General features: G+C 73.8%; 21 protein-coding genes and 1 pseudogene. 16 read left to right on the forward strand and 6 right to left on the reverse strand.

Annotated features, from left to right (window positions below):
- Positions 1 to 859 (forward strand): annotated as a pseudogene (locus tag MFF61_RS14915) (hypothetical protein); the annotation flags it as partial.
- A 20-nt stretch (positions 860 to 879) separates the two neighbouring features.
- Here MFF61_RS14915 and MFF61_RS14920 read toward each other — a convergent pair.
- On the reverse strand, positions 880 to 1,839 hold the full coding sequence (locus MFF61_RS14920; protein ID WP_238235856.1) for a TAXI family TRAP transporter solute-binding subunit: 960 nt from the start codon (positions 1,837 to 1,839) through the stop codon (positions 880 to 882).
- 237 nt (positions 1,840 to 2,076) lie between these two features.
- Between MFF61_RS14920 and MFF61_RS14925 the strand changes: the two genes are divergently transcribed.
- Positions 2,077 to 3,291 (forward strand): CoA transferase, encoded by a 1,215-nt coding sequence (locus MFF61_RS14925; protein WP_238235857.1) that lies wholly within the window; start codon positions 2,077 to 2,079, stop codon positions 3,289 to 3,291.
- 7 nt (positions 3,292 to 3,298) lie between these two features.
- Here the strand turns inward: MFF61_RS14925 and MFF61_RS14930 are convergent, their stop codons facing one another.
- Together MFF61_RS14930 and MFF61_RS14935 are read right to left on the reverse strand one after the other, a co-directional pair.
- The gene (locus MFF61_RS14930) at positions 3,299 to 3,979 is read right to left on the reverse strand and encodes a TerC family protein (RefSeq protein ID WP_238235858.1); all 681 of its coding nucleotides are present in this window, start codon (positions 3,977 to 3,979) and stop codon (positions 3,299 to 3,301) included.
- Positions 3,980 to 4,239: 260 nt separating this feature from the next.
- Complete coding sequence (locus MFF61_RS14935; protein ID WP_238235859.1) at positions 4,240 to 5,628, reverse strand: SLC13 family permease; 1,389 nt, start codon at positions 5,626 to 5,628, stop codon at positions 4,240 to 4,242.
- A 188-nt stretch (positions 5,629 to 5,816) separates the two neighbouring features.
- On the opposite strand from MFF61_RS14935, the gene MFF61_RS14940 reads away from it, so the two are divergent.
- On the forward strand, positions 5,817 to 6,470 hold the full coding sequence (locus MFF61_RS14940; RefSeq protein ID WP_238235860.1) for a GntR family transcriptional regulator: 654 nt from the start codon (positions 5,817 to 5,819) through the stop codon (positions 6,468 to 6,470).
- Positions 6,471 to 6,893: 423 nt separating this feature from the next.
- Here MFF61_RS14940 and MFF61_RS14945 read toward each other — a convergent pair whose 3' ends face one another.
- Entirely contained in the window at positions 6,894 to 7,400 is a 507-nt protein-coding gene (locus MFF61_RS14945; RefSeq protein WP_238235861.1) for a DUF5872 domain-containing protein, read from the reverse strand.
- A 175-nt stretch (positions 7,401 to 7,575) separates the two neighbouring features.
- On the opposite strand from MFF61_RS14945, the gene argC reads away from it, so the two are divergent.
- The 6 genes from argC (at position 7,576) to MFF61_RS14975 (ending at position 14,597) form a co-directional block, all read left to right on the forward strand.
- Entirely contained in the window at positions 7,576 to 8,523 is a 948-nt protein-coding gene (argC, locus tag MFF61_RS14950) for an N-acetyl-gamma-glutamyl-phosphate reductase (RefSeq protein ID WP_238235862.1), read from the forward strand.
- A gap of 301 nt (positions 8,524 to 8,824) precedes the next feature.
- Positions 8,825 to 10,102 carry a TadE/TadG family type IV pilus assembly protein gene (locus tag MFF61_RS14955; protein WP_238235863.1) on the forward strand — a complete coding sequence of 426 codons (1,278 nt, stop codon included), beginning with the start codon at positions 8,825 to 8,827 and terminating at the stop codon, positions 10,100 to 10,102.
- Between the two features lie 100 nt (positions 10,103 to 10,202).
- Complete coding sequence (gene serS / locus MFF61_RS14960) at positions 10,203 to 11,513, forward strand: serine--tRNA ligase (protein WP_238235864.1); 1,311 nt, start codon at positions 10,203 to 10,205, stop codon at positions 11,511 to 11,513.
- Complete coding sequence (gene surE, locus MFF61_RS14965; RefSeq protein ID WP_238235865.1) at positions 11,513 to 12,274, forward strand: 5'/3'-nucleotidase SurE; 762 nt, start codon at positions 11,513 to 11,515, stop codon at positions 12,272 to 12,274. The genes serS and surE overlap by 1 nt, the downstream gene beginning before the upstream one ends.
- A 10-nt stretch (positions 12,275 to 12,284) precedes the next feature.
- A complete protein-coding gene (locus tag MFF61_RS14970; protein WP_238235866.1) occupies positions 12,285 to 12,932 on the forward strand; it encodes a protein-L-isoaspartate O-methyltransferase family protein in 648 nt (215 codons plus the stop codon).
- Between the two features lie 105 nt (positions 12,933 to 13,037).
- Entirely contained in the window at positions 13,038 to 14,597 is a 1,560-nt protein-coding gene (locus MFF61_RS14975) for a peptidoglycan DD-metalloendopeptidase family protein (RefSeq protein WP_238235867.1), read from the forward strand.
- Between the two features lie 56 nt (positions 14,598 to 14,653).
- Here the strand turns inward: MFF61_RS14975 and MFF61_RS14980 are convergent, their stop codons facing one another.
- Entirely contained in the window at positions 14,654 to 15,169 is a 516-nt protein-coding gene (locus tag MFF61_RS14980; RefSeq protein WP_238235868.1) for a TspO/MBR family protein, read from the reverse strand.
- Positions 15,170 to 15,262: 93 nt separating this feature from the next.
- On the opposite strand from MFF61_RS14980, the gene MFF61_RS14985 reads away from it, so the two are divergent.
- Together MFF61_RS14985 and MFF61_RS14990 are read left to right on the forward strand one after the other, a co-directional pair.
- Positions 15,263 to 16,426 (forward strand): trans-sulfuration enzyme family protein, encoded by a 1,164-nt coding sequence (locus tag MFF61_RS14985; RefSeq protein ID WP_238235869.1) that lies wholly within the window; start codon positions 15,263 to 15,265, stop codon positions 16,424 to 16,426.
- A 114-nt stretch (positions 16,427 to 16,540) separates the two neighbouring features.
- Positions 16,541 to 16,984, forward strand: coding sequence for a hypothetical protein (locus tag MFF61_RS14990; protein WP_238235870.1), 444 nt, complete (start codon positions 16,541 to 16,543; stop codon positions 16,982 to 16,984).
- A gap of 76 nt (positions 16,985 to 17,060) precedes the next feature.
- Here MFF61_RS14990 and mdoH read toward each other — a convergent pair whose 3' ends face one another.
- Positions 17,061 to 18,953 carry a glucans biosynthesis glucosyltransferase MdoH gene (mdoH, locus tag MFF61_RS14995; RefSeq protein WP_238235871.1) on the reverse strand — a complete coding sequence of 631 codons (1,893 nt, stop codon included), beginning with the start codon at positions 18,951 to 18,953 and terminating at the stop codon, positions 17,061 to 17,063.
- Positions 18,954 to 19,299: 346 nt separating this feature from the next.
- On the opposite strand from mdoH, the gene MFF61_RS15000 reads away from it, so the two are divergent.
- From MFF61_RS15000 to MFF61_RS15020, 5 genes are all read left to right on the forward strand, one after another.
- Complete coding sequence (locus MFF61_RS15000; RefSeq protein WP_373324704.1) at positions 19,300 to 20,463, forward strand: NAD-dependent epimerase/dehydratase family protein; 1,164 nt, start codon at positions 19,300 to 19,302, stop codon at positions 20,461 to 20,463.
- On the forward strand, positions 20,460 to 21,557 hold the full coding sequence (locus tag MFF61_RS15005) for an SDR family NAD(P)-dependent oxidoreductase (protein ID WP_238235873.1): 1,098 nt from the start codon (positions 20,460 to 20,462) through the stop codon (positions 21,555 to 21,557). The genes MFF61_RS15000 and MFF61_RS15005 overlap by 4 nt, the downstream gene beginning before the upstream one ends.
- A gap of 135 nt (positions 21,558 to 21,692) precedes the next feature.
- The gene (locus MFF61_RS15010; RefSeq protein WP_238235874.1) at positions 21,693 to 22,991 is read left to right on the forward strand and encodes a TIGR04295 family B12-binding domain-containing radical SAM protein; all 1,299 of its coding nucleotides are present in this window, start codon (positions 21,693 to 21,695) and stop codon (positions 22,989 to 22,991) included.
- Positions 22,976 to 24,133 carry a glycosyltransferase family 4 protein gene (locus MFF61_RS15015; protein ID WP_238235875.1) on the forward strand — a complete coding sequence of 386 codons (1,158 nt, stop codon included), beginning with the start codon at positions 22,976 to 22,978 and terminating at the stop codon, positions 24,131 to 24,133. The genes MFF61_RS15010 and MFF61_RS15015 overlap by 16 nt, the downstream gene beginning before the upstream one ends.
- Positions 24,130 to 25,242 carry a CgeB family protein gene (locus MFF61_RS15020; protein WP_238235876.1) on the forward strand — a complete coding sequence of 371 codons (1,113 nt, stop codon included), beginning with the start codon at positions 24,130 to 24,132 and terminating at the stop codon, positions 25,240 to 25,242. Before MFF61_RS15015 ends, MFF61_RS15020 begins: the two co-directional genes overlap by 4 nt.
- The last annotated feature ends 88 nt before the right edge of the window (positions 25,243 to 25,330 follow it).

Raw genomic sequence — 25,330 nt, forward strand, 5'->3', positions numbered from 1 at the left:
GACGAACGGCTCCTGCTTGCCGTTCGTCTACGGGTCGCTCGGCGGCGCGACCGCAGCCCTGGTGCCCGATCCCGGCGGCCAGGATGCGGCCGACCCGGCGGGCCGGCTCGTGCGTGAGACCCGGCGCGACTACGAGTTCGCCGAGCGGGTCGGGACCAAGGAAGCCTGGGGCTCGTTCCTGGCGGCGCATCCGGCCGGGTTCTACGCCGACCTCGCCCGGGCGCAGCTTAGCAAGCTCACCGTCGGCGCGGGCGCCTCGCCCCCGGCGCCGCCCGAGCGCAAGCCGCTGCCCGGACCACTGCCCAAACCTTCGCCCAAGCTCCTGCCGGAGACGCGCCCGCCGACCGAGGATCCGGTCACGGCGGCGATCGATCCGGGACCCAAGGCCCTGCCGCCCGCGGCCGGCCGCGCGGAGGCCTGCCAGCGCGACGCCGAGACTCTGGCGCGCCTGCGCACGCGGCGGGTGCCCGAGGAGATCCTGCGCTTCCGGCGCGAGCTGACCTGCGAGGAGCTGCGGCCCCAGCTCGCGCGCCTGATCGAGAGCACGGCCGCCGAGGAGGCGCTGCCGCCCCCGAAGGTGGTGCCCGATCCGGAGCCGCTGCGGCCGGCCCCACGAATCGAACGCTCGCCGGGACCGGAACGGTCGCCGGGACCGGAACGGTCGCCGGGCGCGGCCCTTCCTCCGGCGACGGCGCGGGCCACCGGCGCGCCCGCGAGCTGCGAGCAGGAGGCCCAGATCCTGGCGCGGCTGCGCGCCACGCGGGATGCGCAGGAGATCGACCGCTTCGCCCGCAGCCTCGCCTGCCAGGATCTGCGCCCTCAGGTGCTGCGCCTGCGCGAGAGCGTGATGGACGAGTAGGAGCACCGCCCGGTCGCCCCTCACGGCGGGAGGGCGCCCGCCTCGCGCAGGAAGGCGGCCGTGGCGGGATGGAGCCATGCGGCCGGAACCGCGGCCGGCAGGTCGCGCGGATCGCTCGCCCGCTCGTGCGGGAGATGCCGCGCCAGGGCGTCCCGGCCGCGATCGATCGCCCGCACGAGTCGCGACACGGCCGAATCCTCCAGACCCGGCCTGGCGATGATGAAGCTCCAGGAGCCGACCGTCGCGATCGCCTCCGCCTGCGCCGGGAAGGTCCCGGCCGGCACCGTCATGCGGCGCAGCGAGGGGCTCAGGGCGAGGATGGCGTCCAGGGCCTCCGCGGGCGGGCCGAAGAAGCGGGCACCGCCCGGCGCGGCGGCCATCGCCCGGAAGCCCGGCCAGCCGAGGCCGCCGCCCCACAGGGCGGCGGCGCGGCCGTCGCGGACCATCTCCGGCCCGTCGCCGGCCCGGTCGAGCAGGATCGGCTGGATGTCGCGCTCCGGTTCGAGGCCGGCCCCGCGCAGCACCGTGCGCCCCATCGCGGTGAGGCCGGAGCTGCGCGTGCCGAGCGCGACCGGCCGGCCCCGCAGATCCGCGAGGGCGCGCACCGGGCTCGCCGCCGGCACGACGAAGAGCCCGGGCGCGGCGTAGACCGGGGCTACCACCGCGAGCCCGGCCCGATCCGGCCCGGCCAGGGCCTCGTGGGCGTACTCGCCCTGCACGAGCGCCAGGTCGACCTGCCCCTCCCGCAGCAGGACGAGGTTCTCGCTCGATCCGGTGGTGGCGCGCCGCGCGAGTTCCAGCGCCGGATCGACCTCGCGCAGGGCGGCGGCGAGCGCCTCGCCGTAGGCCGGAAAGCCGCCCCCCGGCGTCGCCGTCCCGAGCACGAGGCGCAGGGGCTCCTCGGCCCGGAGCGACCGCACCGGCCAGAGCGGGACGGCCATCGCCATCGCGGCGGTGAGGGACAGCCAGTGTCTCAGCATGACGGGTCCTGCCTCTTGCGGCATCCGCGGGTGCCCGGCCGGGCTTGCCGGGCGATGGTACGGGGAGACGCCCGCGAAGGCGAAGCCCGGTGGCGCGCGGCACCTCTCCGCCCGCCGGGTTCAGCCCTGCCCCGGGCTCCCGGCCGGTCGCTATCCAAGCGCGACCGACCTCCGTAAGCTCGGGCGGCGCGCCCGCGCGCCACGATCGCGCGGCCGGCGGCGCCCGGGGAGGACGGCATGGTCAAGATCCTGGCGGGGCTGCGCATCGTCGAGGGCTCGGCCTTCGTCGCCGCGCCCCTGGCCGGCATGACGCTGGCGCAGATGGGTGCGGACGTGATCCGCTTCGACCGCATCCGGGGCGGGCTCGATCACGCGCGCTGGCCGGTGACCGACCAGGGCCGCAGCCTGTTCTGGGCCGGGCTGAACAAGGGCAAGCGCAGCCTCGCGGTCGACATGTCCACCCCGCGCGGACAGGAGGTGGTGACCCGCCTCATCTGCCAGCCCGGCGAGGGCAAGGGCATCTTCCTCACCAACCTGCGCGTGCGCGGCTGGATGGACTACGACACGCTGCGGCAGCACCGCGAGGACCTGATCATGATGTCGATCACCGGCGACCGCCACGGCGGGCCGCAGGTGGACTACACGGTCAACCCCGCGGTGGGCTTTCCCGCCGCCACGGGGCCGGAGGGCTCGACCGAGCCGGTGGGGCACGTGCTGCCGGCCTGGGACTGCATCACCGGCCAGCAGGCGGCGCTGGGCATCCTGGCCGCCGAGCGCCACCGCCGCCTGACCGGACGCGGCCAGGTGGTGGAACTCGCGCTCAAGGACATGGCGCTCGCCATGCTGGGCAATCTCGGCCTGATCGGCGAGGTGACGGTGAACGGCACCGACCGCCCGAAGGTCGGGAACGCGCTCTACGGCGCCTATGCGCAGGATTTCGTCTGCCGGGACGGCGAGCGGGTGATCGTGGTGGCCCTCACCCAGCGGCAATGGGACACCCTTCAGGCGGCGACCGGGACCCGGCCCGAGATGGATGCGCTCGCCGCACGGCTCGGCGCCGACCTGCGGCAGGAGGGCGAACGCTACCACCACCGCCACGCCATCACGGCGGTGCTGGCGCCCTTCTTCGCGGCGCGCCGGCTCGACGAGTTCGCGGGCGCGTTCCAGGCCCGCGGCGTGACGTGGTCCCGCTACCGCTCGTTCCGCCAGGTGGTGGAGGAGGATCCGGACTGCTCGACCGACAACCCGATGTTCACCCGGCTGGAGCATCCGGGGATCGGGTCGTACCTCACCCCCGGCAACCCGATCGTGTTCTCGGACGTGGAGCGCGTCGCTCCCCGGCGCGCGCCGAGCCTGGGGGAGAACACCGACGAGATCCTGGCCGAGATCGGCTACGGCGATGCCGAGGTCGCGCGCCTGCACGACGACGGCATCGTGGCGGGGCCGCGCTGAGCCCCGCTCAGGACAGGCCGCTGGAGCCGATGACGTTGCTGACGACGGGCCAGACTTCGAGGAAGCCGCGGTAGACCATGTCGAGGGCCACGTACAGGATGATCACCAAGCCGACATAGCCGATCCAGTGATACTTCTGCAGCAGGCGCGCGATGAAGCTCGCGGCGATGCCCATCAGGGCGATCGACAGGCCAAGGCCGAAGACGAGGACGACCGGGTGCTCGCGCGCGGCGCCCGCCACCGCCAGCACGTTGTCGAGCGACATCGACACGTCCGCCACGACGATCTGCCACGCCGCCTGACCGAAGGTCTTGCGCGGGGCGTGCTCGGCGATCTGGCCATCCCGGTCGAGATCCCGATCCTCCAGGGCCTCCTCGGCTTCGAGGTCCAGCTCCGCGTGGCCCGCCCGCAGCTCGCGCCACATCTTCCAGCAGACCCAGAGCAGCAGGATGCCGCCGGCCAGGAGCAGGCCCACGATGGCGAGGAGCTGGGAGACCATTCCGGCGAAGACGATGCGCAGGACCGTGGCGGCGGCGATGCCGATCAGGATGGCCTTGTTGCGCTGGTCCCGCGGCAGGCCCGCCGCCGCCAAGCCGATCACGACCGCGTTGTCGCCGGCGAGGACCAGGTCGATCATGATGACCTGCAGGAATGCCGACAGGACTTCGGCCGTCAGGAGGTCGCTCATGACGAGAGCCCCGGCATGAGAGGACCGTGCTCGGAAGGGGGGTGCGACATGTCTCGGGAGAACCTCGTGCTCGGCGGCCGCCGCGCGGGTGCGGGCCGGTTCCTGACTGACGGACCTGCCCGGGGGCGAGGCACGCCCCCGGTCGCCCCAGAAAAGGGCAGCTTTGCGGCTCGGCATCACGCGCCGGCGCCGAGACCGGCCCGGCGGCGGCGATGAGGCGGGGATGACGGCCCGAGGGCCGCGGATTCAGGCCGCTCCCCTCAGGCGATGACGATGAACAGGAGCCACACCACGACGGGGGCCACAACCGTCACCAGGGCTCCATAGCCCATGAGCTTGCGGAAGAATGCATCCCGGTCGACGTTTTTGGCCGTGGCGAGCACGATCGCGCCGTTGGTCGAGAAGGGGCTCACGTCCACGATCGTGGACGAGACCGCCATCGCCCCGATGAAGCCCACCGGATTGACGCCCGTGCCGGCCTGCAGGAACGGCACCGCCAGGGGGATGAGGGAGCCCAGCACCGCCGTCGAGGACGCGAAGGCCGACACCACCGCCCCGATGAAGCACAGGAGCAGGGCCGCCATCATCGGCGAGGCGAGGCCGGCGACGCTGTTCCCGACGAACCCGATCGTGCCCATCTTCTCCAGCACGAACACGTAGGTGCTCACGCCTGTGATCAGCATGATCTCGGGCCAGCTCACCTGCCCGATCGCCCGCTTCTGCAGGTTGGGCGCCACGAGCGACAGGGCGAGCCCGATGGTGATCGAGACGAAGCCGATATCCAGGTTGAAGGCCAGGACCAGCACGGCGAGCGCGATCAGCCCGACCAGCGTGAGCCCCTGGTAGAGCCGCGAGCCGCCGGCCGTCTCCGCCTCGGCACGATCCTCGACCAGCGGATCGTCGAGGCCCTTCTCCAGCTTCCGCTCCTCGGTGAGCGCCTCGGCCTCCGCGTCCCCGAACGCCTGGGGCCCGCGCTGCGGCAGCGTGACCCGGACAGGCGGCACGTCCGTGCCGCCCGGGGCGCCCGCGAGCGCCGCCTTCGTCCCCATCAGCCTGAGGCCGCCCATCAGGACGAACAGCAGGACCGCGACGGCGAGGTTCACGCCGAGGCTCGCGAAGAACGTGAAGAGTTCGTTGAGGGGGAGGCCAGCCTTCGCCACCACCGTGTTGGTGATGCCGCCATAGATGCTGATGGGCGAGAAACCGCCGCCCTGCGCGCCGTGGATGACGAGCAGACCCATCAGCAACGGATTGATGTTGTACTTCGCGGCGAAGCCCAGGGCGATCGGGGCGATGATCGCGACCGCGGCCGGGGAGACGGCCCCGACGGCCGTGAGCGCCCCCGTGATCCCGAACATGATCCACGGGATGGCGGCGATCCGGCCGCGCACCGCCCTGACGGCGAGCTGGACCAGCCAGTCGATGGTGCCGTTGTTCTGCGCGATGGCGAACAGGTAGGTGATGCCGACGAGCGTGAGAAACAGGCCGCCGGGAAACCCGGCGATGATCTCCTTAGTGGACAGGCCTGCCGCGAGGGTGCCGACCAGAAAGGCGCCGACGAAGGCCAGCACGCCCATGTTGACCGGCCAGATCGTGGCCACCACGAACATGGCGCAGAGCGCGTAGATCGAGATCAGGTGAGGCGTCACGCGTGTTTCCTCCGTGTGCTCGGCCGCAGCCTTCGAGGCCGCCGACGGGGACGGCTTGCGGTGCCTCCCTCGCTTTGGATCCCTTGTAGCCGAACGGTACGCAGAAACAAGCGTCTTGTATACAAGAATGGCGTTGAAGGATAATGACGGCAGCCCTATGCTCGCCGGCGGCCCGCGAGGAACGAGCGATGCGCCGCGCCGAAGCGCTCAGGGATCAGCTTGAGCAGGACATCGTGACCGGTCACTTCCGGCCAGGCGATCGCCTGGACGAGCAGAGCCTCGCGGCGCGTTTCGGCGTCTCGCGCACGCCGATCCGGGAAGCCCTGATGCAGCTCGCCTCGACCGGCATGGTGGAGCTGCAGCCGCGCCGCGGCGCCTTCGTGGCCAGCCTGACCCTGCAGGCCGTGATCGAGCGGTTCGAGGCGATGGCGGCGCTGGAAGGCATGTGCGGCGCGCTGGCCGCACGCCGGATTACCGAGGCGCAGCGCGCCCGCCTCGTCGCGGCGCACGAGCAATGCGTGGAGGCGACCCGGAACGGCTGCGCGGACACCTACTACTACGCGAACGAGCGCTTCCACCGCACGATCTACGAGGCCTGCCACAACCACTACCTCGCCGAGCAGGCCGGGCAGCTCCATACCCTGCTCAAGCCGTATCGCCGGCTGCAGCTGCGCGCACGCCACCGCGTCTCCCAGTCGCTCGGCGAGCACGCAATGATCGTGGAGGCGATCGCCGCCGGCGATTCCGCCGGGGCCGAGCATCACCTCCGGGAGCACATCCTGATCCAGGGCGAACGCCTGAACGACTTCATCAGCAGCTTCGGCACCGCGGACGTCGCCTGACGGCCGGGCGGCGACGGGGGCCGGTCGCGCCTCGCGCCTATCTCACGGGCACGCCGAAGCGCCAGGACAGCGCGTGCTCGGGTTCGGGACGCGCGGAGGCGGCGGACCCGGATGAGCGGGCGATCTCGAAGTCCAGCCGCTGCCGGTGCGTCTCCGCCAGCGCCGCGAGGATGCGCCGCACCGGTGCGGCGGGCGCGGGGCGAGCGCGCGAGGCATCGCCACGGCCGGACGAGCCGGCCCGCGAAGGATCTCGGGCAAGGGAATGGGCAAGGGAGTTTGACGGAGTGTGGGACGCCATGATCGATCTCCGGAGCTGCGGCTCGGCGGTTCAGGCGTTCCCTCCCCCTCGCATATGGGACGTTTCTGCTGCGTTGCAACATGAGGCGATGCGCGGGCCGGAGCCGCGACGCGGCCCCGTTGCCGTCAGGCGCCCAACGCCCGCTCCAGCTCGCCCTTCGACATCCGGGAGCGGCCCGGAATGTCGCGCTCCCTCGCCTTGCGCATCAGCTCGGCCTTGGTGGCGCCCTTCGCGGAGCCCTTGCGGGCGGAGGCGGCCTTGGCGGCGACGTCCTTGGGCTGGCGGGAATGCTGTTTGCCCCTGGCGCTGTCGGCGCGCTTCTTGGCGGTGGTGCGCCGGTACTCCGCGTCGCTCAGGCGCGCGCGCGCGGCCTTGGGCAGATAGCGCTCGCCGGTCTCGCCGCTCTTGGCGCCCGACTTCGTGCCCCAATCCTCGTCGGTCCACTGCGTGAGGTGGTTGTCCGAGGACTTCTTGCCCTCGTAGCCGCCGCCCTCCTGCTTGTACTCCTGCACGGCCATCTGGGCCTTGCGGGCCGACCATTGCCCGGGCTTGCCGCCCTTGGCGGAGCGCGTGACCTGCGCCTTCACCTTGTCCCACAGCTTCGGGTCGGTCTTCTTGGCTGTTCCGGCCATGTCATCCTCTCTCGTCGGCGTCCTCTCGATCGTCGCCCACCAACAGGAGCCCGCGCGGCCGGGTTCCGCAGGGGCGGCCGGGTCAACTGACTGGGATCGGACGGTTGACTCGGGCCGAGACTGCCCGCATCCACCCGGTGTCGCGGCGCCGCAGCGCCCGCGCGGAGCCACGTCCATGACCAGAGCCACCCTGCAGCGCCCGAGCGTCTTCATCGACGGCGAGGCCGGCACGACCGGTCTCGGCATCCGCGAGCGCCTGGAGCGATTCGACGACATCCGCCTGCGCTCGATCCCGCACGAGGCGCGCAAGGACCCGCAGGCGAAGCGCGCGCTGCTCGCCGAGGTGGACCTCGTGGTCCTGTGCCTGCCGGACGATGCCGCGGTGGACACCGTGGCGATGGCCGACGGCCTGCCCGGAGGCGGCCCGCGCATCCTCGACGCCAGCACGGCGCACCGGGTCGCGCCCGGCTGGACCTACGGATTCGCCGAGATGACGCGCGGCCAGCGCACGGCCCTGCGCGCCTCGCGGCGGGTCGCCAATCCGGGCTGCTACCCGACGGGCGCCATCGCGCTCCTGCGCCCGCTCGTCGAGGCGGGGCTGATTCCGGCCGATTTCCCCATCAGCATCAACGCGGTGAGCGGCTACAGCGGCGGCGGGCGCAAGATGATCGAGGCCTACGAGGCCGGCACCGCGCCGGCCTTCGAGCTCTACGGGCTCGGCCTCGCCCACAAGCACCTCGCCGAGACGCAGGCCTATAGCGGCCTGACCCGGCGCCCGATCTTCATCCCGTCGGTCGGCAACTTCCGGCAGGGGATGCTGGTGTCGATCCCGCTGCACCTCGACGCGCTGCCGGGCCGGCCCGCGGCCGGCGACCTCGAAGCGGCGCTCCAGGCGGCCTACGAGGGCGAGCCCCTGGTGCGCGTGGTGCCGGGCGCGGAGGACGGCGCCCACCGCGAGCGCCTGGAGCCGGAGGCGCTGAACGACAGCGACCGTCTGGAGCTGCGGGTGTTCGGCTCGGACGCTCACGCCCACGCGGTGCTCGTGGCGCGCCTCGACAACCTCGGCAAGGGCGCCTCGGGCGCCGCGGTGCAGAACCTGCGCCTGATGCTCGACCTCGAGTGAGGAGGGCGCGGCGGCTCTCCCCCGCGCGTCCTGCGGGAGCCCGGGACGTCGGAGAGCCGCCCCGTCCGCCCGACGGCGGAACCGCTTTCCGGGCCATGGGGCGATACCAAGCTCTGCGCACACGCCGATGGGCGCGGGACCGCGACCGAAGGATCACGCAGTTCGTGGAATGCGGACGGAATCCGATCGCCGCAGCATCCCGCTAACCCTTCGGGCACATGGCCGTCGCCGTCGCCGACCTCCTTGGCAAAGGCGTAAGCTTTACTCCCCCACGGTTTCGCCGTGCGGAGTGGCGGAGGCGATGGCGCGGCGGATGGGCTGGGGCTTGCGGCGGGGACGGGCGTTCGGGGCCGACACCGCCGGCGGCGTGATGGTGGTCTTCGCCCTGCTCGCCCCCGTCCTCCTGGGCGCGGTCGGCACGGCCGTCGACTACGCAACCTGGACGCGCCAGCAGACGCATCTGCAGGCCGCCGCCGACGCCGCCGCCCTCTCGGCCGCCCGGGAATTGTCGGTGAGCACGGCGGATCTGCGCCGGGTCGATGCGGTGGCCCGCAGCATCGTGCTGGCGCGCCTGGACGCGGCCGGGCTCCGGCAGGTCCCGATCGTGGAAGCGGCGCTGCCGGACGCCGCGTCCGTGCGGGTGGCGATCCGCATGCCCCGGCAGGACAGCTTCGCGGGCCTGCTCGGCGTGGCGCCCGGAGATCTCGCCGCCGACGCCACCGCGATCCTGAGTGGCCGGCGCAAGCTCTGCGTGCTCGCCCTCGACGCCGCCGCGGCCGAGACCGTGCACCTCAAGTCGAATTCCTGGCTCACGGCGCGGGACTGCGACGTCCACTCCAACGCCCGGCACGCGGCCGGCATCGCCAGCGACAGCGGCATCCAGGTCACGGCCGCCAAGGTGTGCTCGGCGGGCGGCTTCTCCGGCCAGGGCTCCTTCCGGGGCAGCCGCATGAGCGACTGCGCGGCGATCCCCGATCCACTCGCCGGCCGCGCCGCGCCCGCGCCCGGCCCCTGCCTGCCCGGCACCTCCGTGATCGACCGCGGCACGCCCGGCAGCCGCCACCGCGTGCCCGCCGGGACCTATTGCGGCGGCCTGTTCATCGGCGGCAACTCGGTGGTGACGCTCGAACCCGGCACCTACGTGATCAGCGGCGGGCCGCTCGTCGTCGACTCGAACGCCGATGTGGCCGGCGACGGCGTCGGCTTCTACCTCACCGGCGCGAACGCCCGGTTCCAGTTCCTCAGCAACGCCAGGGTCGACCTCGACGCCCCCACCGGCGGTCCGCTCGCGGGCCTGCTGTTCTACGAGGACCGCGGCGCCGGGGAGATGCGCGAGCACGAGATCAAGTCGAACTACGTCTCCAACATGACCGGGACGATCTACCTGCCGAAGGGGCGCCTCGTGGTGGACGCGACGAACGAGGTGGCGCAGCAATCGCACTTCACCGTCATCGTCAGCCGGCAGATCCGGCTCACCGCCAACCCGAAGCTCGTGGTGAACGCGAATTACGGCCTCACCAGCGTGCCGGTGCCGAAGGGGCTCGGCCCGATGGACGGCGAGATCCGGCTGGCGGATTGAGCGCGGGGCCGCCCACCCTTGTCGCGGGCCGGGCGATGCTGCAAAGCGTCGTCGCCTCTCCCAGGGCGGTCCGGCGGACCGCCAGATTCGGGCCCGTGACATGCACGACATCCGCGCCATCCGCGAGACCCCGCAGGCCTTCGACGAGGGCCTGCGCAAGCGCGGGCTGGAGCCGCTCTCGCCCGCGCTGATCGCCCTCGACGATGCCCGCAAGGCCGCGGTCTCGGCCGCGCAGGCCGCGCAGGAGCGCCGCAACGCCCTCTCGAAGGAGGTCGGCGCGGCCAAGAAGGCGAAGGACGAGGCCCGCGCGCAGGCGCTGATGGCCGAGGTGGCCCGCCTCAAGGACGAGGCCCCTGCCCTCGATGCCGCCGCCGACGAGGCCGGGCGCCGGCTGAACGAGGCGCTCGCGGCGATCCCCAACACGCCGAAGGCCGACGTGCCGGTGGGCGCCGACGAGCACGGCAACGTCGAGTACCGGCGCTTCGAGGGGCGCGGACGGCCCGAGAGCGGGCGCCAGCACTTCGAGATCGGCGAGGCCGCCGGCCTGATGGATTTCGAGGCGGCCGCCAAGCTCTCGGGGTCGCGCTTCGTGGTGCTCAAGGGCCATCTCGCCCGGCTGGAGCGGGCGCTCGGCCAGTTCATGCTCGACCTGCACACCACGGAGCACGGCTACACCGAGGTCGCGCCCCCGCTCCTCGTGCGCGACGAGGTGATGTTCGGGACCGCGCAGCTGCCGAAGTTCCGCGAGGACCAGTTCGCGGCGCTGCCGGGCTCCCTCGACCCGCAGGCGGGGCCGACCCGCTGGCTCATCCCAACCGCCGAGGTGCCGCTCACCAACCTCGTGCGCGAGGCGATCCTCGCCGAGGACGAGCTGCCGCTGCGCTTCACCGCGCTCACCCCCTGCTTCCGGGCCGAGGCGGGGGCGGCGGGGCGCGACACCCGGGGCATGCTGCGCCAGCACCAGTTCACCAAGGTCGAACTCGTCTCGATCACCACGCCGGAGCAATCCGCCGAGGAGCACGAGCGGATGCTGGTCTCGGCCGAGGCGGTGCTGAAGAAGCTCGACCTGCCCTACCGGGTGATGACGCTGTGCACCGGCGACATGGGCTTCGCCTCGCAGAAGACCTATGACATCGAGGTCTGGCTGCCGGGCCAGCAGACCTACCGGGAGATCTCCTCCTGCTCGGTCTGCGGCGACTTCCAGGCCCGGCGCATGGAGGCGCGCTTCCGCCCCCGCGAGGGCAAGGGGGTGGTCCCCGTCCACACCCTCAACGGCTCGGGCGTGGCGGTCGGCCGCGCGCTCATCGCCGTGATGGAGAACTACCAGAACCCGGACGGCAGCGTCACGGTACCGTCCGCGCTCGCGCCCTACATGGGCGGCCTCACCCGGATCGAAGGACCGAAGAGCTGATGCGCATTCTCGTCACCAACGATGACGGCATCCACGCGCCGGGGCTGAAGGTCCTGGAGGAGATCGCCCGCGCGATCTCGGACGACGTCTGGATCGTGGCGCCGGAGACCGACCAGAGCGGCGTCTCGCACTCGCTCTCGCTCAACGATCCCCTGCGCCTGCGCCGGGTCTCGGAGAAGCACTTCGCGGTCAAGGGCACGCCCTCCGACTGCGTCATCATGGGGGTGCGCCACATCCTCAAGGAACAGGGACCCGACCTCGTGCTCTCGGGCGTCAACCGCGGCCAGAACGTCGCCGAGGACGTGACCTATTCGGGCACCATCGCGGGGGCGATGGAGGGGACGATCCTGGGCGTGCGCTCCATCGCCATGAGCCAGGCCTACGGGGCGGGCGGGCGCGCCAACGTGAAGTGGCACACGGCCGCCCATCACGGCCCGCGCACGGTCCGGCGCATCCTGGAGGCCGGGATCGAGCCGGGCATCCTCGTCAACGTCAACTTCCCGGATTGCGAGCCGGACGAGGTGCGGGGCCTCGCGGTGGTGGCGCAGGGCATGCGCAACCAGCAGCTCCTCGCCATCGACGAGCGCATGGACGGGCGCGGCAACCCGTATTTCTGGCTCGCCTTCGCCAAGGCGCGGTTCGAGCCGGCCAACGGCACCGACCTCAAGGCCATCGCCGAGCAGCGCATCGCGGTCACGCCGCTGCGCCTCGACCTCACCGACGAGCCCACCCTGACGCGCTTCGCGCAGGCGCTCGGCTAGCCTCCCACCCGTGCGCGAGACCTCCGGCGCGGTCGAGGCCGCCGCCTTCGTGCTGGCCTTGCGCGCCCGCGGGGTCCGCGACCCGGCCGTGCTCGGGGCGATGGAACGCGTCCCGCGCGAGCGCTTCGCCCCGCCCGCCCTGCGCGAACTGGCCCGCCGCGACCTCGCGCTGCCGCTGCCCTGCGGCCAGACCATGACGGCCCCGAGCGTCGTCGCGGCCATGCTCTCGGCCCTCGATCCGCCGCGGGGGGCGCGGGCGCTGGAAGTCGGCACCGGGTCGGGCTACGCCACGGCCCTGCTGCTGCGCCTCGGCTGCGCGGGCGTGGAGAGCCTGGAGCGCTACGCGGGCCTGGCGGCGGCGGCGGCGGAGCGCCTCGCGGCCGAGGGCTTCGCGGGGGCGTCCGTCGTCCACGGAGACGGCTGCGCGCCCGGCGACGGCCTGTTCGACCGCATCCTCGTCAACGGGGCCGTGCCGGCCCTGCCCGAGGGCCTGCTGGCGCGCCTCGCCCCGGGCGGTCGCCTCGTCGGCGCGCTCGCGGGGGCGGGCGGCACCCGGCTCGCCGTGGTCGAGCGGGACGCGGAGGGTCTGTGGCGGCGCCAGCCCGATCCCGCCCTGCGGCTCGCCCCGCTGACGCCCGGCCTTGCCCGGACGCTGTAGTTCGGCCGCGCATCCTTACTGGCGATCCCGCGCCCGCAACGGAAGCTTAACCTGAATGGGATTTGAATTCCCTCCATCGGGTTGCGTGTATGTGCGGGTGCGTCGATGCGGGATCGTGGGGCTGGGAACGGGATGCGGACGCTGTCGCGCTTCGCTCTCATCGGTCTGATCGGGGGTGCGTCGGCAGCCTGCAGCTCCGACACGCTGCGCTTGAGTGATCCTTTCACCAATCCGTTCTCGGCCAGCACGGCGAGCCCGGAGCCGGGCGCCACCGGCAGCCTGCCCGAGGGCGAGGCCGTCGCCGCCCCCCTGCGCGCCTCGCCGATCCGCTCCGAGGCGCTGCCCGCGCCGGGCGCCGGCCCGATGCCGCTCTCCGGCCGCGCCACCCAGGCGCCCCAGACCGCGCCCCAGAGCCCGCGCGTCGTCGCCTCGACGGCCCCGGTCACCAGCGCCGCCGGCGGCTGGACCGCCCGGGGCGGCACCACCATCACAGTCGGCCAGGGCGACACGCTCAACCAGCTCTCGACCCGTTTCGGCGTGCCGACGAGCGCGATCCTGTCGGCGAACGGCCTGTCGGGCGCGAGCCAGATCACGCCCGGCCGGCAGATCGTGATCCCGGTCTACGACGCCGGCGGCTCCGCCGCGCTGACGCCGCGCGTCGCCCCGGCCGCGCCTCAGCCCCGCATGGTGCTGCAGCAGCCCAAGCCCGAATCGAAGCCCGATTCCCGGCCCGAGCCGCGCAGGATCGAGATCAGCAAGCCCGAGCCGGCCAAGGCTGAGCCCGTCCGGGTCGCCTCGGTGGAGCCGACCCGCAAGGTCGCCGAGACGCCCGAGCGCAAGGCGCCGGTCCGCCCGGGCCAGGCCGCGCCGGTCCCGGTCAAGCCGGCCGCCGCCGAGCGCGCCGCCAAGCTCAACACCCGGCCGGCCGAGCCCGTCCGGACCGCGAAGGCGGAGGTGAAGGAGACGAAGCCCGAGCCGAAGAAGCCCGCCGAGAAGGTCGCGGCCAAGCCGGAGCCCAAGCCGGAGCCCAAGCCCGTCGCCAAGGTCGAGCCCAAGCCCGAACCGAAGGCCGTCGCCAAGGCCGAGCCCAAGCCGGAGCCCAAGCCCGAGCCGAAGAAGCCCGTCGAGAAGGTCGCCAAGCTCGAAGCCCCGAAGGCCAAGCCCGAGGAGCCGAAGGCCGAGGCCAAGAAAGCCGTCGAGGCACCCAAGCCCGTGGCCAAGGTCGAGCCGCCCAAGGTCGAGCCCAAGCCGGAGCCCAAGGCCGAGCCGAAGCCCGACCCGGCGCCCGCCGCCGAGGAGGCCGCCTTCCGCTGGCCGGCCCGCGGCCGGGTGATCGCCGGCTACGGATCGAGCGGCAACGAGGGCATCAACATCGCGCTCCCCGAGGGCACGCCGGTGAAGGCCGCCGAGGAGGGCACGGTCGCCTATGCGGGCAGCGACGTGAAGGGCTACGGCAAGCTGGTGCTGGTGCGCCACGCCAACGGCTACGTCTCGGCCTACGCCCATAACGGCGAGATCGAGGTGCGCCCCGGCGAGAAGGTGAAGCGGGGCCAGACGATCGCCAAGTCCGGCTCGTCCGGCAACGTGACCTCGCCGCAGCTGCACTTCGAGATCCGCAAGGGCGCGACCCCGGTCGACCCGATCCCGCGCCTCGCGAGCAACTGAGGCCCCCAGTCGGACACAGAGCCCCCTCCCCGGAGGGGGCTCTCGTCGTTGGGCGATCAGTTCATCCGCCACACCGCCGCATTGACCAGCGTCGCGTAGGAGACCCAGCCGGCGTAGGGCAGGAGCATCAGGGCGGCGGGCCGGTCGAGGGGCCAGACCAGCCGGATCGTCCACAGGATCATCACCAGCAGGGCGACGATGACCACGAGCCCGCCCAGGATGTCGTGGGCGCCGAAGAACACCGGGGTCCAGGCGGCGTTGAGGGCGAGCTGGAGGAAGAAGGCCGCGAGGGCGAGGCGGCGGGTGCGCCGCGCCTCGCCGGGGACCGGCGCGGTGCCGAGCACGCGCCAGCAGGCGAGGGCCATCAGGGCGTAGAGGATCGTCCAGGCGACCGGGAAGAGCCAGTTCGGCGGCGTGAAGTCCGGCTTGGCGAGGCCCGCGTACCAGGTCGGGATGTTGGGCGTGGTGAAGATCGGTCCGGTGGAGGCGGCCAGCAGCACCGGCAGCACGGCGGCGAGGAGGCGCGGCAGGGCCGGCAGGACGGGTGCGCGGATCGGGCTCTCGGCTCGCATGACGGGGATCTCATGAGGGAATGCGACCGACCTTGCGCGCACCCCCCCGTTCTGCAAGGGCGTGGCGTTGCCGCATCCCCGCAGGAGCCCGCCATGAGCCGCCAGACCCCACCCTCCGCCTGGTCGAAGCGCAGCCTCGCCGCCCAGGCGCTGGGCCATGTCGAGCCGGTGACGAAGGCGGTGGTGCAGCCGATCCACCTCGCCACCACCTACATCCGCGATCCCGACAACCAGTACAGCTCGGGCTTCGTCTACGGCCGGCCGGACAACGCCACGGTGCGCGAGGCCGAGGGCGTGCTGGCGATGCTGGAGGAGGCCGAGGCCGGGGCGCTGCTGTTCGGCTCCGGCATGGCGGCGGCCACCGCCGTGTTCGCGGCCCTCGATCCGGGCGACCACGTGGTGGCGCCCACGGTGATGTACTGGGCGCTGCGCCGCTGGCTCGCCGAGGAAGCGACGCGCTGGGGCCTGAGGGTCGATTTCGTCGCCACCGACGACCTTCCGGCGCTGAAGGCTGCCATGCGCCCGGGCGAGACCAAGCTCGTCTGGCTGGAAACACCCTCGAACCCGCTCTGGACCGTCACCGACATCGCGGCGGCGGCCGAGATCGCCCACGCGGCGGGCGCGCGGCTCGCGGTGGATTCCACCGTCGCCTCGCCGGTGGTCACCCGCCCGCTGGCGCTCGGCGCGGACGTGGTGATGCACGCGGCCACCAAGGTGCTCAACGGCCATTCCGACGTGATCGCGGGGGCGCTGGCGGGGGCGCGGGCGGATGCGTTCTGGACCCGCATCCAGCGGGTGCGCGCGAGCCAGGGGGCGATCCTCGGGCCGTTCGAGGCCTACCTGCTGCTGCGCGGGATGCGCACCCTGCACCTGCGCATCGCGGCCCAGATGGCGGGCGCCGCCGCCCTCGCGCGGCGCCTCTCGGAGCACCCGGAGGTCGCCGGCGTGCTCTATCCGGGCCTGCCCGGCCATCCGGGCCACGCGGTGGCGGCCCGGCAGATGGAGGGCGGCTTCGGCACCATGCTGTCGATCCGGGTGAAGGGCGGCGAATCCGCCGCCATCGCGGCCGCCGCCCGCGTGGCGCTGTGGAAGCGCGCCACCTCCCTCGGCGGCGTCGAGAGCCTGATCGAGCACCGCGCCTCGGTGGAGGGGCCCGGCACGCCCTGCCCGCCGGACCTCCTGCGCCTCTCGGTCGGCATCGAGGATCCGGACGATCTCTACGCGGATCTCGACCGGTCGCTGGGGGCGGGCCGGTAGCGCGGCCGGAGCCGCTTGGTCGGGTCGAATCCCCGTCGCGGTGAACCGATCGGCGGGGCGGCGCGTTTCCGCTGCAAAGCTCGCCAGATGCCGAGCCAGCACCCGAGGCCCGCCATGCCTGCCGCCCTTCCCTTCGCGCTCCTCGGCGCGCACCTCGTCCTTGCCGCCGCGGACGGTCCGCCGAACCTCGACATCCGCGCGACCTGCGAGTCGCCCGGCCGCACCGCCGTCAGCAACGAGACCGGCTCCGACGGCTGCCTGCGCTCCGAGCGCCAAGCGGGCGACGACCTGCGCAAGCGCTGGGGCAGCTTCCCGTCGGCCGCCAAGCGGCAATGCTCGCAGCAATCGAGGGCCGGCGGCTTCCCGAGCTACGTCGAGATGCTCACCTGCCTCGAACTCGCCAGCGGCATCGCCCCGGGCGGCGCGGGCGCCGGCCCCGCCACCACCGGCAGCACCGGCGCCGAGGCCAATACGTCGAGCGGCACCAAGCTGACCGACGAGCCCTCGGCGAGCCAGCGCACCGATCCGCTCAAGGTGCTCGGCAAGCCCGCGCGCTGAGGGCGGGCACAGGGCCGTGACGCCGGTCCCGTCGCCGCATCGTGCGCCAATCCGCCGCCGCGGGGGCGGATGAGGCTCAGCGCGGCGGGGAGGCGGCCGCGTCGTCCGTGGTGGTCGAGAGCCAGACCGGCGCCTGACCGCCGGCCTGGACCTGGCGCGGGCGCGCCGGCAGCGGGACGGGCGGCGGCACGCCCGCACGGGCCGCCGCGAGGTCGCGCAGTTCCGGCGCCTGGGCGGTGTCGTCGACGGTCAGGAAGAGGCCGCGGCGGCGGGCGCGGGTGCCGAGATCGGCCCGGCTGGTGAGCACGCTCAGGGCCGGGCTGAGCAGGAGGCCGGCCGCGACCGGCGCCATCCACAGGGCCAGCAGCGGGTCGCCCGCGACCGCGAGCGACCCGGCGAGCAGCGCGCCCGCGGCCAGCGCGTCGACCTGCAGGCGGCACGCCTCGCGCCAGGGCACCCGGCGGTCGTCGCGCACCTGCGCGTCCCAGCGCACCACGCGTCCCGCGAAGGTGGTGAGGACGGCGCCCGCGTTGAACAGCGTCAGCACCGGCCACAGCAGCACCCACAGCCCCTGCTCCAGGGCGGCGCTGGCCATCAGCCGCCAAAAGCCCCCAAAGGCGCGCCGCCGGGCGGGGCTGAGGAGCACGTGGGCGAGGCTCAGGACCTTGGGGGCGGCGAGCACCGCCACGGTCAGCGCCGCGAGGGCGTGCGCGGCCGGGCCGTCGCCGGTGAGGCCGTAGGCGAGGAGGCCGAGATCCCCGCTCGCCGCCGCCTGCCACGTGCCCAGCGCCAGGAAGGCGACCCAGAGCGGCGAGGCGAGATAGGACAGGATGCCGACGAGGAGGTGCCAGCGGCTGCCGGCGGTGAGGCCCGGCGTGCCGAGCACGCCGAGATGCTGGAGGTTGCCCTGGCACCAGCGCCGCTCCCGGCCGAGCAGATCGACGAGGTTGGTCGGCATCTCCTCCCAGGTGCCGCCCTCCTCCGGCAGGAGGCGCAGCTCCCAGCCGGCGCGCCGGAAGAGCGCGCCCTCGACCGTGTCGTGGCAGAGGATCTCGCCCCCGAGCGGCGCACAGCCCGGCAGCACCGGCAGGTCGGCGCTGTCCGCGAAGGCGCGCACGCGCAGGATGGCGTTGTGGCCCCAGTAGCTGCCGTCCGGCCCCTGCCACGTGTCGAGCGCGCGGATCGACAGCGGTGCGTAGAGGCGCACGGCGAATTGCTGGATGCGGGCGAACAGGGTGTCGCGCCCGGCCGCGTAGCTCACGGTCTGGATCAGCCCGACGCGCGGATTGTCCTCCATCAGCCGGATCATCCGGCGCATGGTGGCCCCGCTCATCAGGCTGTCGGCGTCGAGCACGATCATGAAATCGTATTCGTCCCCGTAGGTCTCGCAGAACTCCGCGATGTTGCCGGCCTTGCGGCCGGCATTGTCGGCCCGCCGCCGGTAGCGCAGCCGCGGCAGGCCCGGGCCGCTCTCCCCGCGCCACGCCTGGGCGCGGGCGAATTCGCGCTCCTCCGCCGCCGCGATGGCGGGATCGCGCGTGTCGCTGAGGACGAAGATGTCGAGGTCGCGCCCGTCCCCGCCGGTGCGGGCGAGGGAGCGGGCCATCACCCGGATCGCCGCGAACACCGCCGCGGCATCCTCCGCGTGGATCGCCACCAGCACGGCGGTGCGGCTGCGCCCGGTCGGGGCCGGCGAGGCGGTCTCGGCGGCAATCTCGACCGCCGACATCACCCGCCGCCCGAGCCCCGCCGCCACCGCGCCGTAGATGTACTGCCACGCGATGTAGGCCTGCCACGTCATCACGAGGCAGAACAGCACCAGCACCGCGCCGTCGAGGAGGCCGTCCGGCCAGCCCGTGGCCAGGGCGGCGAGCCAGGCCGTCGCGCCCGCGGTCGCGAGGGTCGGGAGCGCGAGGGCGAGGCGCCGGCGCAGCAGCGTCGCGTCGGTCGGCGGGGATGGGAACGACATGGGACGGCGGAACTCGATCCAGGGGAAGAGCGCCTCCCGGTCGCGGGGGATGGACCCCGAACCGGGCGGGCCGGCGGACGATGCGGCATCGGACGGCAGGCCGCGCGACGGACGCCACCGCAGCGGCAGCTGTCGCAATGCCTACCGGGATTGACCTGAATGACGCCAGAACGATGACGCCGTGGGCATGACGCGCCGCGCAGGGGCCCTTTCTCCCCGGCCGGAGCGGGGTTCCGCGCGTCACCACGCCCGCCGCCGATCCGCCCGCCCCGCGCGATACCGCGCAGCGGGGGGCTGTCCGTCCCGATCGAGGTACTTACATACAAGCGGGACGCATACAGGAGGGATGTATGCCTCACGGCCCGGTCCGGGCCGGTGCGAGAAAGGCGGGAGCGTGACGCAGACCATCCTGATCACCGGCGGGGCCGGGTTCATCGGCCGGGCGGTCGCCCGGGCCCTGATCGCGCGGGGAGACCGGGTCCGCGTCCTCGACAGCCTCATCGAGCAGGTTCACGGCGCCGCCGACCCCGCGGAGATGCCGGACGGGGTCGAGCTGCACCGGGGCGACGTGCGCGATCCCGCCGCCGTCGCCCGCGTCCTCCGGGGGGCCGACGCGGTGATCCACCTCGCCGCCGAGGTCGGGGTGGGGCAGAGCATGTACGCGGTCGAGCGCTACGTCTCGGTCAACGACCTCGGCACCGCGGTGCTGTTTCAGGCCCTGATCGAGCACCCGGTGCGCCGGGTCGTGGTCGCCTCCTCGATGAGCGTCTACGGCGAAGGCCTCTACCGCGATGCCGAGGGACGGCTGATCGAGAACGCGGTGCGCACGCCCCGCTCCGGGCCGGACGCCCCCTGGGACCCGCTCGACGCGGACGGGCAGCCCCTGCAGCCCGTGCCGACCCCGGAGTGGAAGCGCCCGGACCTCGCCTCCGTCTACGCCCTGTCGAAATACGCCCAGGAGCGCCTGACGCTGATGCTCGCCCCCGCCTACGGCATGGAGGGCGTGGCCTTGCGGCTGTGGAACGTCTACGGGCCGGGACAGGCGCTCTCGAACCCCTATACGGGCGTGCTCGCGATCTTCGCCTCGCGCCTGCACAACGGGGCGCCGCCGGTGATCTTCGAGGACGGGCACCAGCGGCGCGACTTCGTGCAGGTCGACGACGTGGCGCAGGCCTTCCTGCTCGCCCTCGACCGGCGGGAGGCCGCGGGGCAGGTCTACAACATCGGCTCCGGGGAGCACCGTTCGGTGCGCGAGGTGGCCCAGCTCCTCGCCCGCGCCATGGGCCGCACCGACCTCGTGCCCGAGATCGCCGGCAAGCAGCGGGCGGGCGACATCCGCCACTGCATCCCCGACATCGCCAAGGCCCGGACCGAACTCGGCTACGCGCCCCGGCGCGGCTTCGCCGACGGGCTCGCCGAACTCGCCGCCTGGGTGGCCGCGCAGGAGGACGCGCAGGATCGGGTGGCGGAGGCGCGCCGCGAACTCGAGAAGCACGGACTCGTCGCATGAGCGGCCATCGCGGCCGGCGGCCGATCCTCATCACGGGCGGGGCGGGCTTCATCGGCGCCAATCTGGCGGACGCGCTGGCCGGCGAGGGGCACGACGTCCTGATCTACGACGCCCTGCTGCGCCCGGGCGTGGCGGCCAACCTCGACTGGCTCAAGGCCCGCCATCCCCGCCGGATCGCCGCGGTGGTGGCGGATGTGCGCGACCGCGACAGCCTCGCGGCCGCCGCCGCCGAGGCCGAGGCGGTCTTCCACCTCGCCGCGCAGGTCGCCGTGACGACGAGCCTGACCGAGCCGACGGCGGATTTCGAGGTCAATCTCGGGGCGACGCTCCACCTGCTCGAAGGGCTGCGCCGCCGCCCGGATCCGGTCCCGCTGATCTTCGCCTCCACCAACAAGGTCTACGGCGACCTCGCCGACCTCGCCCTGCGGCGCGAGGGGGAGGCCTACCGGCCGGCCAACGACTTCCTCCACCGCCACGGCATCGGCGAGGACCGGCCGCTCGACTTCCACACCCCCTACGGCTGCTCGAAGGGCGGCGCCGACCAGTACGTGCTCGACTATGCCCGCAGCTTCGGGGTGCCGACCTGCGTGCTGCGGATGAGCTGCATCTACGGCCCGCGCCAGATGGGCACCGAGGACCAGGGCTGGGTCGCCCACTTCCTGATCCGGGCGCTCGCAGGCGAGCCGATCGCGATCTACGGCGACGGCTGCCAGGTGCGCGACGTGCTCGACGTGTCGGACGCGGTCGCGGCCTACCGGGCGGTGCTGGCGCGGATCGGCACGGTCGGGGGCCGGGCCTACAATCTCGGCGGCGGGCCGGCGAACGCCGTGAGCCTGCGGCAGGTGCTCGGGGCGATCGGCGACCTCGTCGGCCGCCCCCTCGACCTCTCGTTCCACGACTGGCGGGCGGGCGATCAGCGCTACTACGTCTCCGACACCCGACGGATCGCGGCGGATCTCGGCCTCGCGCCCCCGCTGCCGTGGCGCCGGGGCCTCGCGCGGCTCGCCGCCTGGCTCGCCGAGATGCGGGGCATCGCGCTGCCCGACACGGCGGCCGAGCCCCGGCGGACGGCCGCGGCGGTCTCCGGCGCCTGACCGACCAGGACCGGGGCGCCCCCGCCGGGCGACATCGGGAAGGACTTCGGCGAGGGACCTTGCCGGAGCGGGGGCCGCCGCCACTTCCCTCTCAGATCCTCACCCCCAGTATGCGACCCGAGTTAGGATCCCGTCTTGAGAGCAGCCCTCGTCAACCCGCCCTGGAGCTTCGCGCAGAGCATCTATTTCGGCTGCCGGGCGCCGCACCTGCCGATCGAGCTCGGCGCCTGCAAGGTGCTGCTGGAGGCGGCGGGTCACGAGGTGCTGATGCTCGACGGCGCGCTCGACGGCCTCACGCTGGAGGAGACGGCCGGGCGCGTGGCCGAGTTCGCCCCCGCCATGACGGTGGTGACGACGGCCCCGACCTACCTGTTCTGGCGCTGCGCCCAGCCGGAACTGCGGGTGCCCCGGGCCTTCCTCGACGCCCTGGACGGGCGGGGCGGGCGCACCGTGGCGGTGGGGCCGCACGGCTCGGTGACGCCGAAGACCACGCTCGCCAAGCTCGGCTGCGACCTCGTGGTGCGGGGCGAGTGCGAGGAGGTGGTGGCGGCGCTGGCCGGCGGCGGCCTGACGGATCCGGGCCGCGTGCCCTCCCTGGCCTACCGGGACGAAGACGGGATTGCGGTCACCGGGGGGCCGGCCGCGACGCGCTTCGTCGACCTGCCGGCCCTGTCCTGGCCCGAGTCCTGGATCGCCCGCCACCGCCACCACCACCACCGCTTCGACGCCGAGCCGGACGGGCCGGGCGCGGAGGTCGAGGCCTCGCGGGGCTGCCCCTACACCTGCACCTTCTGCGCCAAGCTCGATTTCCGCGACAAGTACCGCCGCCGCGACCTCGGCCTCGTCCTCGACGAGATCGACCGGCTGATCGCGCAAGGGGCGACCTACCTCTACTTCATCGACGAGATCTTCCTGCCCCAGAAGCCGCTGCTGGAGGCGCTGGTGGAGCGCCCGGTCGCCTTCGGGGTGCAGACCCGCATCGATCTGTGGAAGCCCGACATGCTCGATCTCCTCGGCCGGGCGGGCTGCGTCTCCATCGAGGCCGGGGTCGAGAGCCTCACCGCGGAGGGCCGCGCGCTCCTCGACAAGAACTGCCGCGCCTCCACGGACGACCTCGCCGAGCGCCTGATCCACGCCCGGCGCTCGGTGCCCTTCGTGCAGGCCAACCTGATCAAGGTGGCGGGCGACGATCCCGCACTGGTCGCAGCGTGGCGGGAGCGGCTTCGCGCCGCGGGGGTCTGGGCCAACGATCCGGTGCCCCTCTATCCCTATCCCTCGTCCCCCGACTACCGGCGCCTCTGGGGCGAGCCGGACGGGCAGGCCTGGGAGCGGGCGCACGCCCATTATCTCGGCCAGTTCGACCGCTTCAGCGACATTCAGGAGGAGCGGCCGGCCTCCTTGAGCGAACTGGAATCCGCATGCTGCCCGGCCTGACCGCCGCGTCCCCGCGGACGCCGCCCCTCACCGTGTTCATGACCGCGGACGCGGTGGGCGGCGTCTGGCAATACGCCCTCGACCTCGCCCTCGACCTCGACCGGCGCGGAATCGGCGTGACCCTGGCGGTGCTCGGCCCGGAGCCCTCCGCCGACCAGCTGCGCACGGCCCGCACCATCCGGGGCCTGGACCTGCGGGTGATGAGCGTGCCCCTCGACTGGACGGCGCTGACGCGCGGGGAGGTCGAGGCCGCGGCGTGGCGGGTGGCCGAGGAGGCCGCGCGGTCGGGGGCGGGGCTCGTCCACCTCAACAGCCCGGCGCTCGCCGCCATCGCGACCTTCCCGGCGCCGGTCGTGGCCGTCGCGCATTCCTGCGTGGCGACGTGGTGGGCGGCGATGCGCGCAAGCCCCCTGCCGCCGGACCTCGCCTGGCGGGCCGAGCTTGCCGGGGAGGGCTACCGGCGGGCCGACGCGGTGCTGGCGCCGACGCGGGCCTTCGCGCAGGCCACCGCCGCCGCCTATGGCCTGACCGCCCCGCCCCTGGTGGTGCCGAACGGCCGGCGCAGCCCCGCCGAGCGGGGCCACCGCACGCCGGGGGGCGCCGGCCCCTCCCCGTTCGCCTTCACGGCCGGGCGGCTGTGGGACGAAGGCAAGAACGCGGCGGTCCTGGACCGGATCGCCGCCCGCCTCGCGCCCCGGCCCTTCCTGGCCGCCGGCCCGCTCGACGGCCCGAACGCCGCCTGCTTCGTGCCCCGGCACCTGCGCAGCCTCGGGCGGCTGAGCGACCAGGACATGGCCCGCTGGCTCGCGGGCGCCCCGGTCTACGTCTCGGCCGCCCGCTACGAGCCCTTCGGGCTCGGCGTGCTGGAGGCCGCGAGCGCCGGCTGCGCCCTCGTCCTGTCCGACATCCCGACCTTCCGCGAACTCTGGGACGAGGCCGCGATCTTCCTGCCCGCCGACGACGATGCGGGCTTTGCCCGGACGATCGAGCAGGTGGTCGGCGATGGGGCGATCCGCGCGCGCCTCGGCGCCGCCGCGAAGGCGCGCGCCGAGGCGTTCACGGTCGAGGCGATGGGGGCGGGCGTGCTCGCCGCCTACGGCCGCGTGCTGGAGGCCGCGCCGCGCGCCGGAGCCTCCGCGTGAGGATCGTCGTCTTCACGCATTCCCTGCGCTCCTGCTGGAACCACGGCAACGCGCATTTCCTGCGCGGGACGCTGCGCGAGCTGATGGCGCTCGGCCACGAGGTGGCGGTGCACGAGCCGGCGGGCGCCTGGAGCCTCGCGAACCTGCTCGCCGACCACGGCGAGGCCGGGGCGGCGGCCTCGCTCGCCGCCTACCCGGAGCTGACCTCCCGCATCGATCCGCCCGGCAGCGATCCGGCGGCCTCGCTCGACGGGGCGGACCTCGTGCTGGTGCACGAGTGGAACGAGCCCGCCCTCGTCGCCCGCATCGGGGCCGCACGGGCAGCGGGCGGGCGCTTCACGCTCCTGTTCCACGACACCCACCACCGGGCGGTGAGCGATCCGGCGGCGATGCGGGCCTACGACCTCTCGGCCTATGACGGGGTGCTGGCCTTCGGCGAGACCCTGGCGGCGGTCTATCGCGGCTGGGGCTGGGGGGACCGCGTCACCGTCTGGCACGAGGCCGCCGACACCCGCCTGTTCCGCCCGCCCGCCGCGGAGGGGCCGCGGGAGGGGCTGGTCTGGATCGGCAACTGGGGCGACGGCGAGCGCAGCGCCGAACTCGACGCCTACCTGTTCCGGCCGGCCCGCGAGGCCGGCCTGCCCCTCGACGTCTGGGGCGTGCGCTACCCGGAGGAGGCGCTGGCGGCCCTGGCGCAGGCCGGGGCGCGCTACCGCGGCTGGCTCCCGAACGCGCGCGCCCCCGAGATCTTCGCGCGCCACCTCGCCACCGTGCACGTGCCGCGGCGCTTCTACGTGGAGACCCTGCCGGGCATCCCCACCATCCGGGTATTCGAGGCCCTGGCCTGCGGCATCCCCCTCGTCTGCGCGCCCTGGCGCGACGCCGAGGGGCTGTTCACCCCCGGTACCGACTACCTCGTCGCCGCGGACGAGGCCGCGATGGCCCGCCACCTGCGGGATCTGCGCCACGACCCGGACCTGCGCGCGGCGCTCTCCGCGCACGGCCTCGCCACCGTCCGGGCGCGCCACACCTGCGCGCACCGGGCGGCCGAACTCCTCGCGGCGGTCGAGCGGCTCAGCGGTCGGCCGACCCTGAGGGCGGCGGGATGAGGAGCGCCGCCGTGCGGGGTCCTGCCGCCTCCGACGACACCCGCGGGATCTCCAATCCCCTCCCCCGTCCGGCAGAGGAAATCCTCGC

The sequence above is a fragment of the Methylobacterium isbiliense genome, from assembly GCF_022179325.1.
GTDB lineage: Bacteria > Pseudomonadota > Alphaproteobacteria > Rhizobiales > Beijerinckiaceae > Methylobacterium > Methylobacterium isbiliense.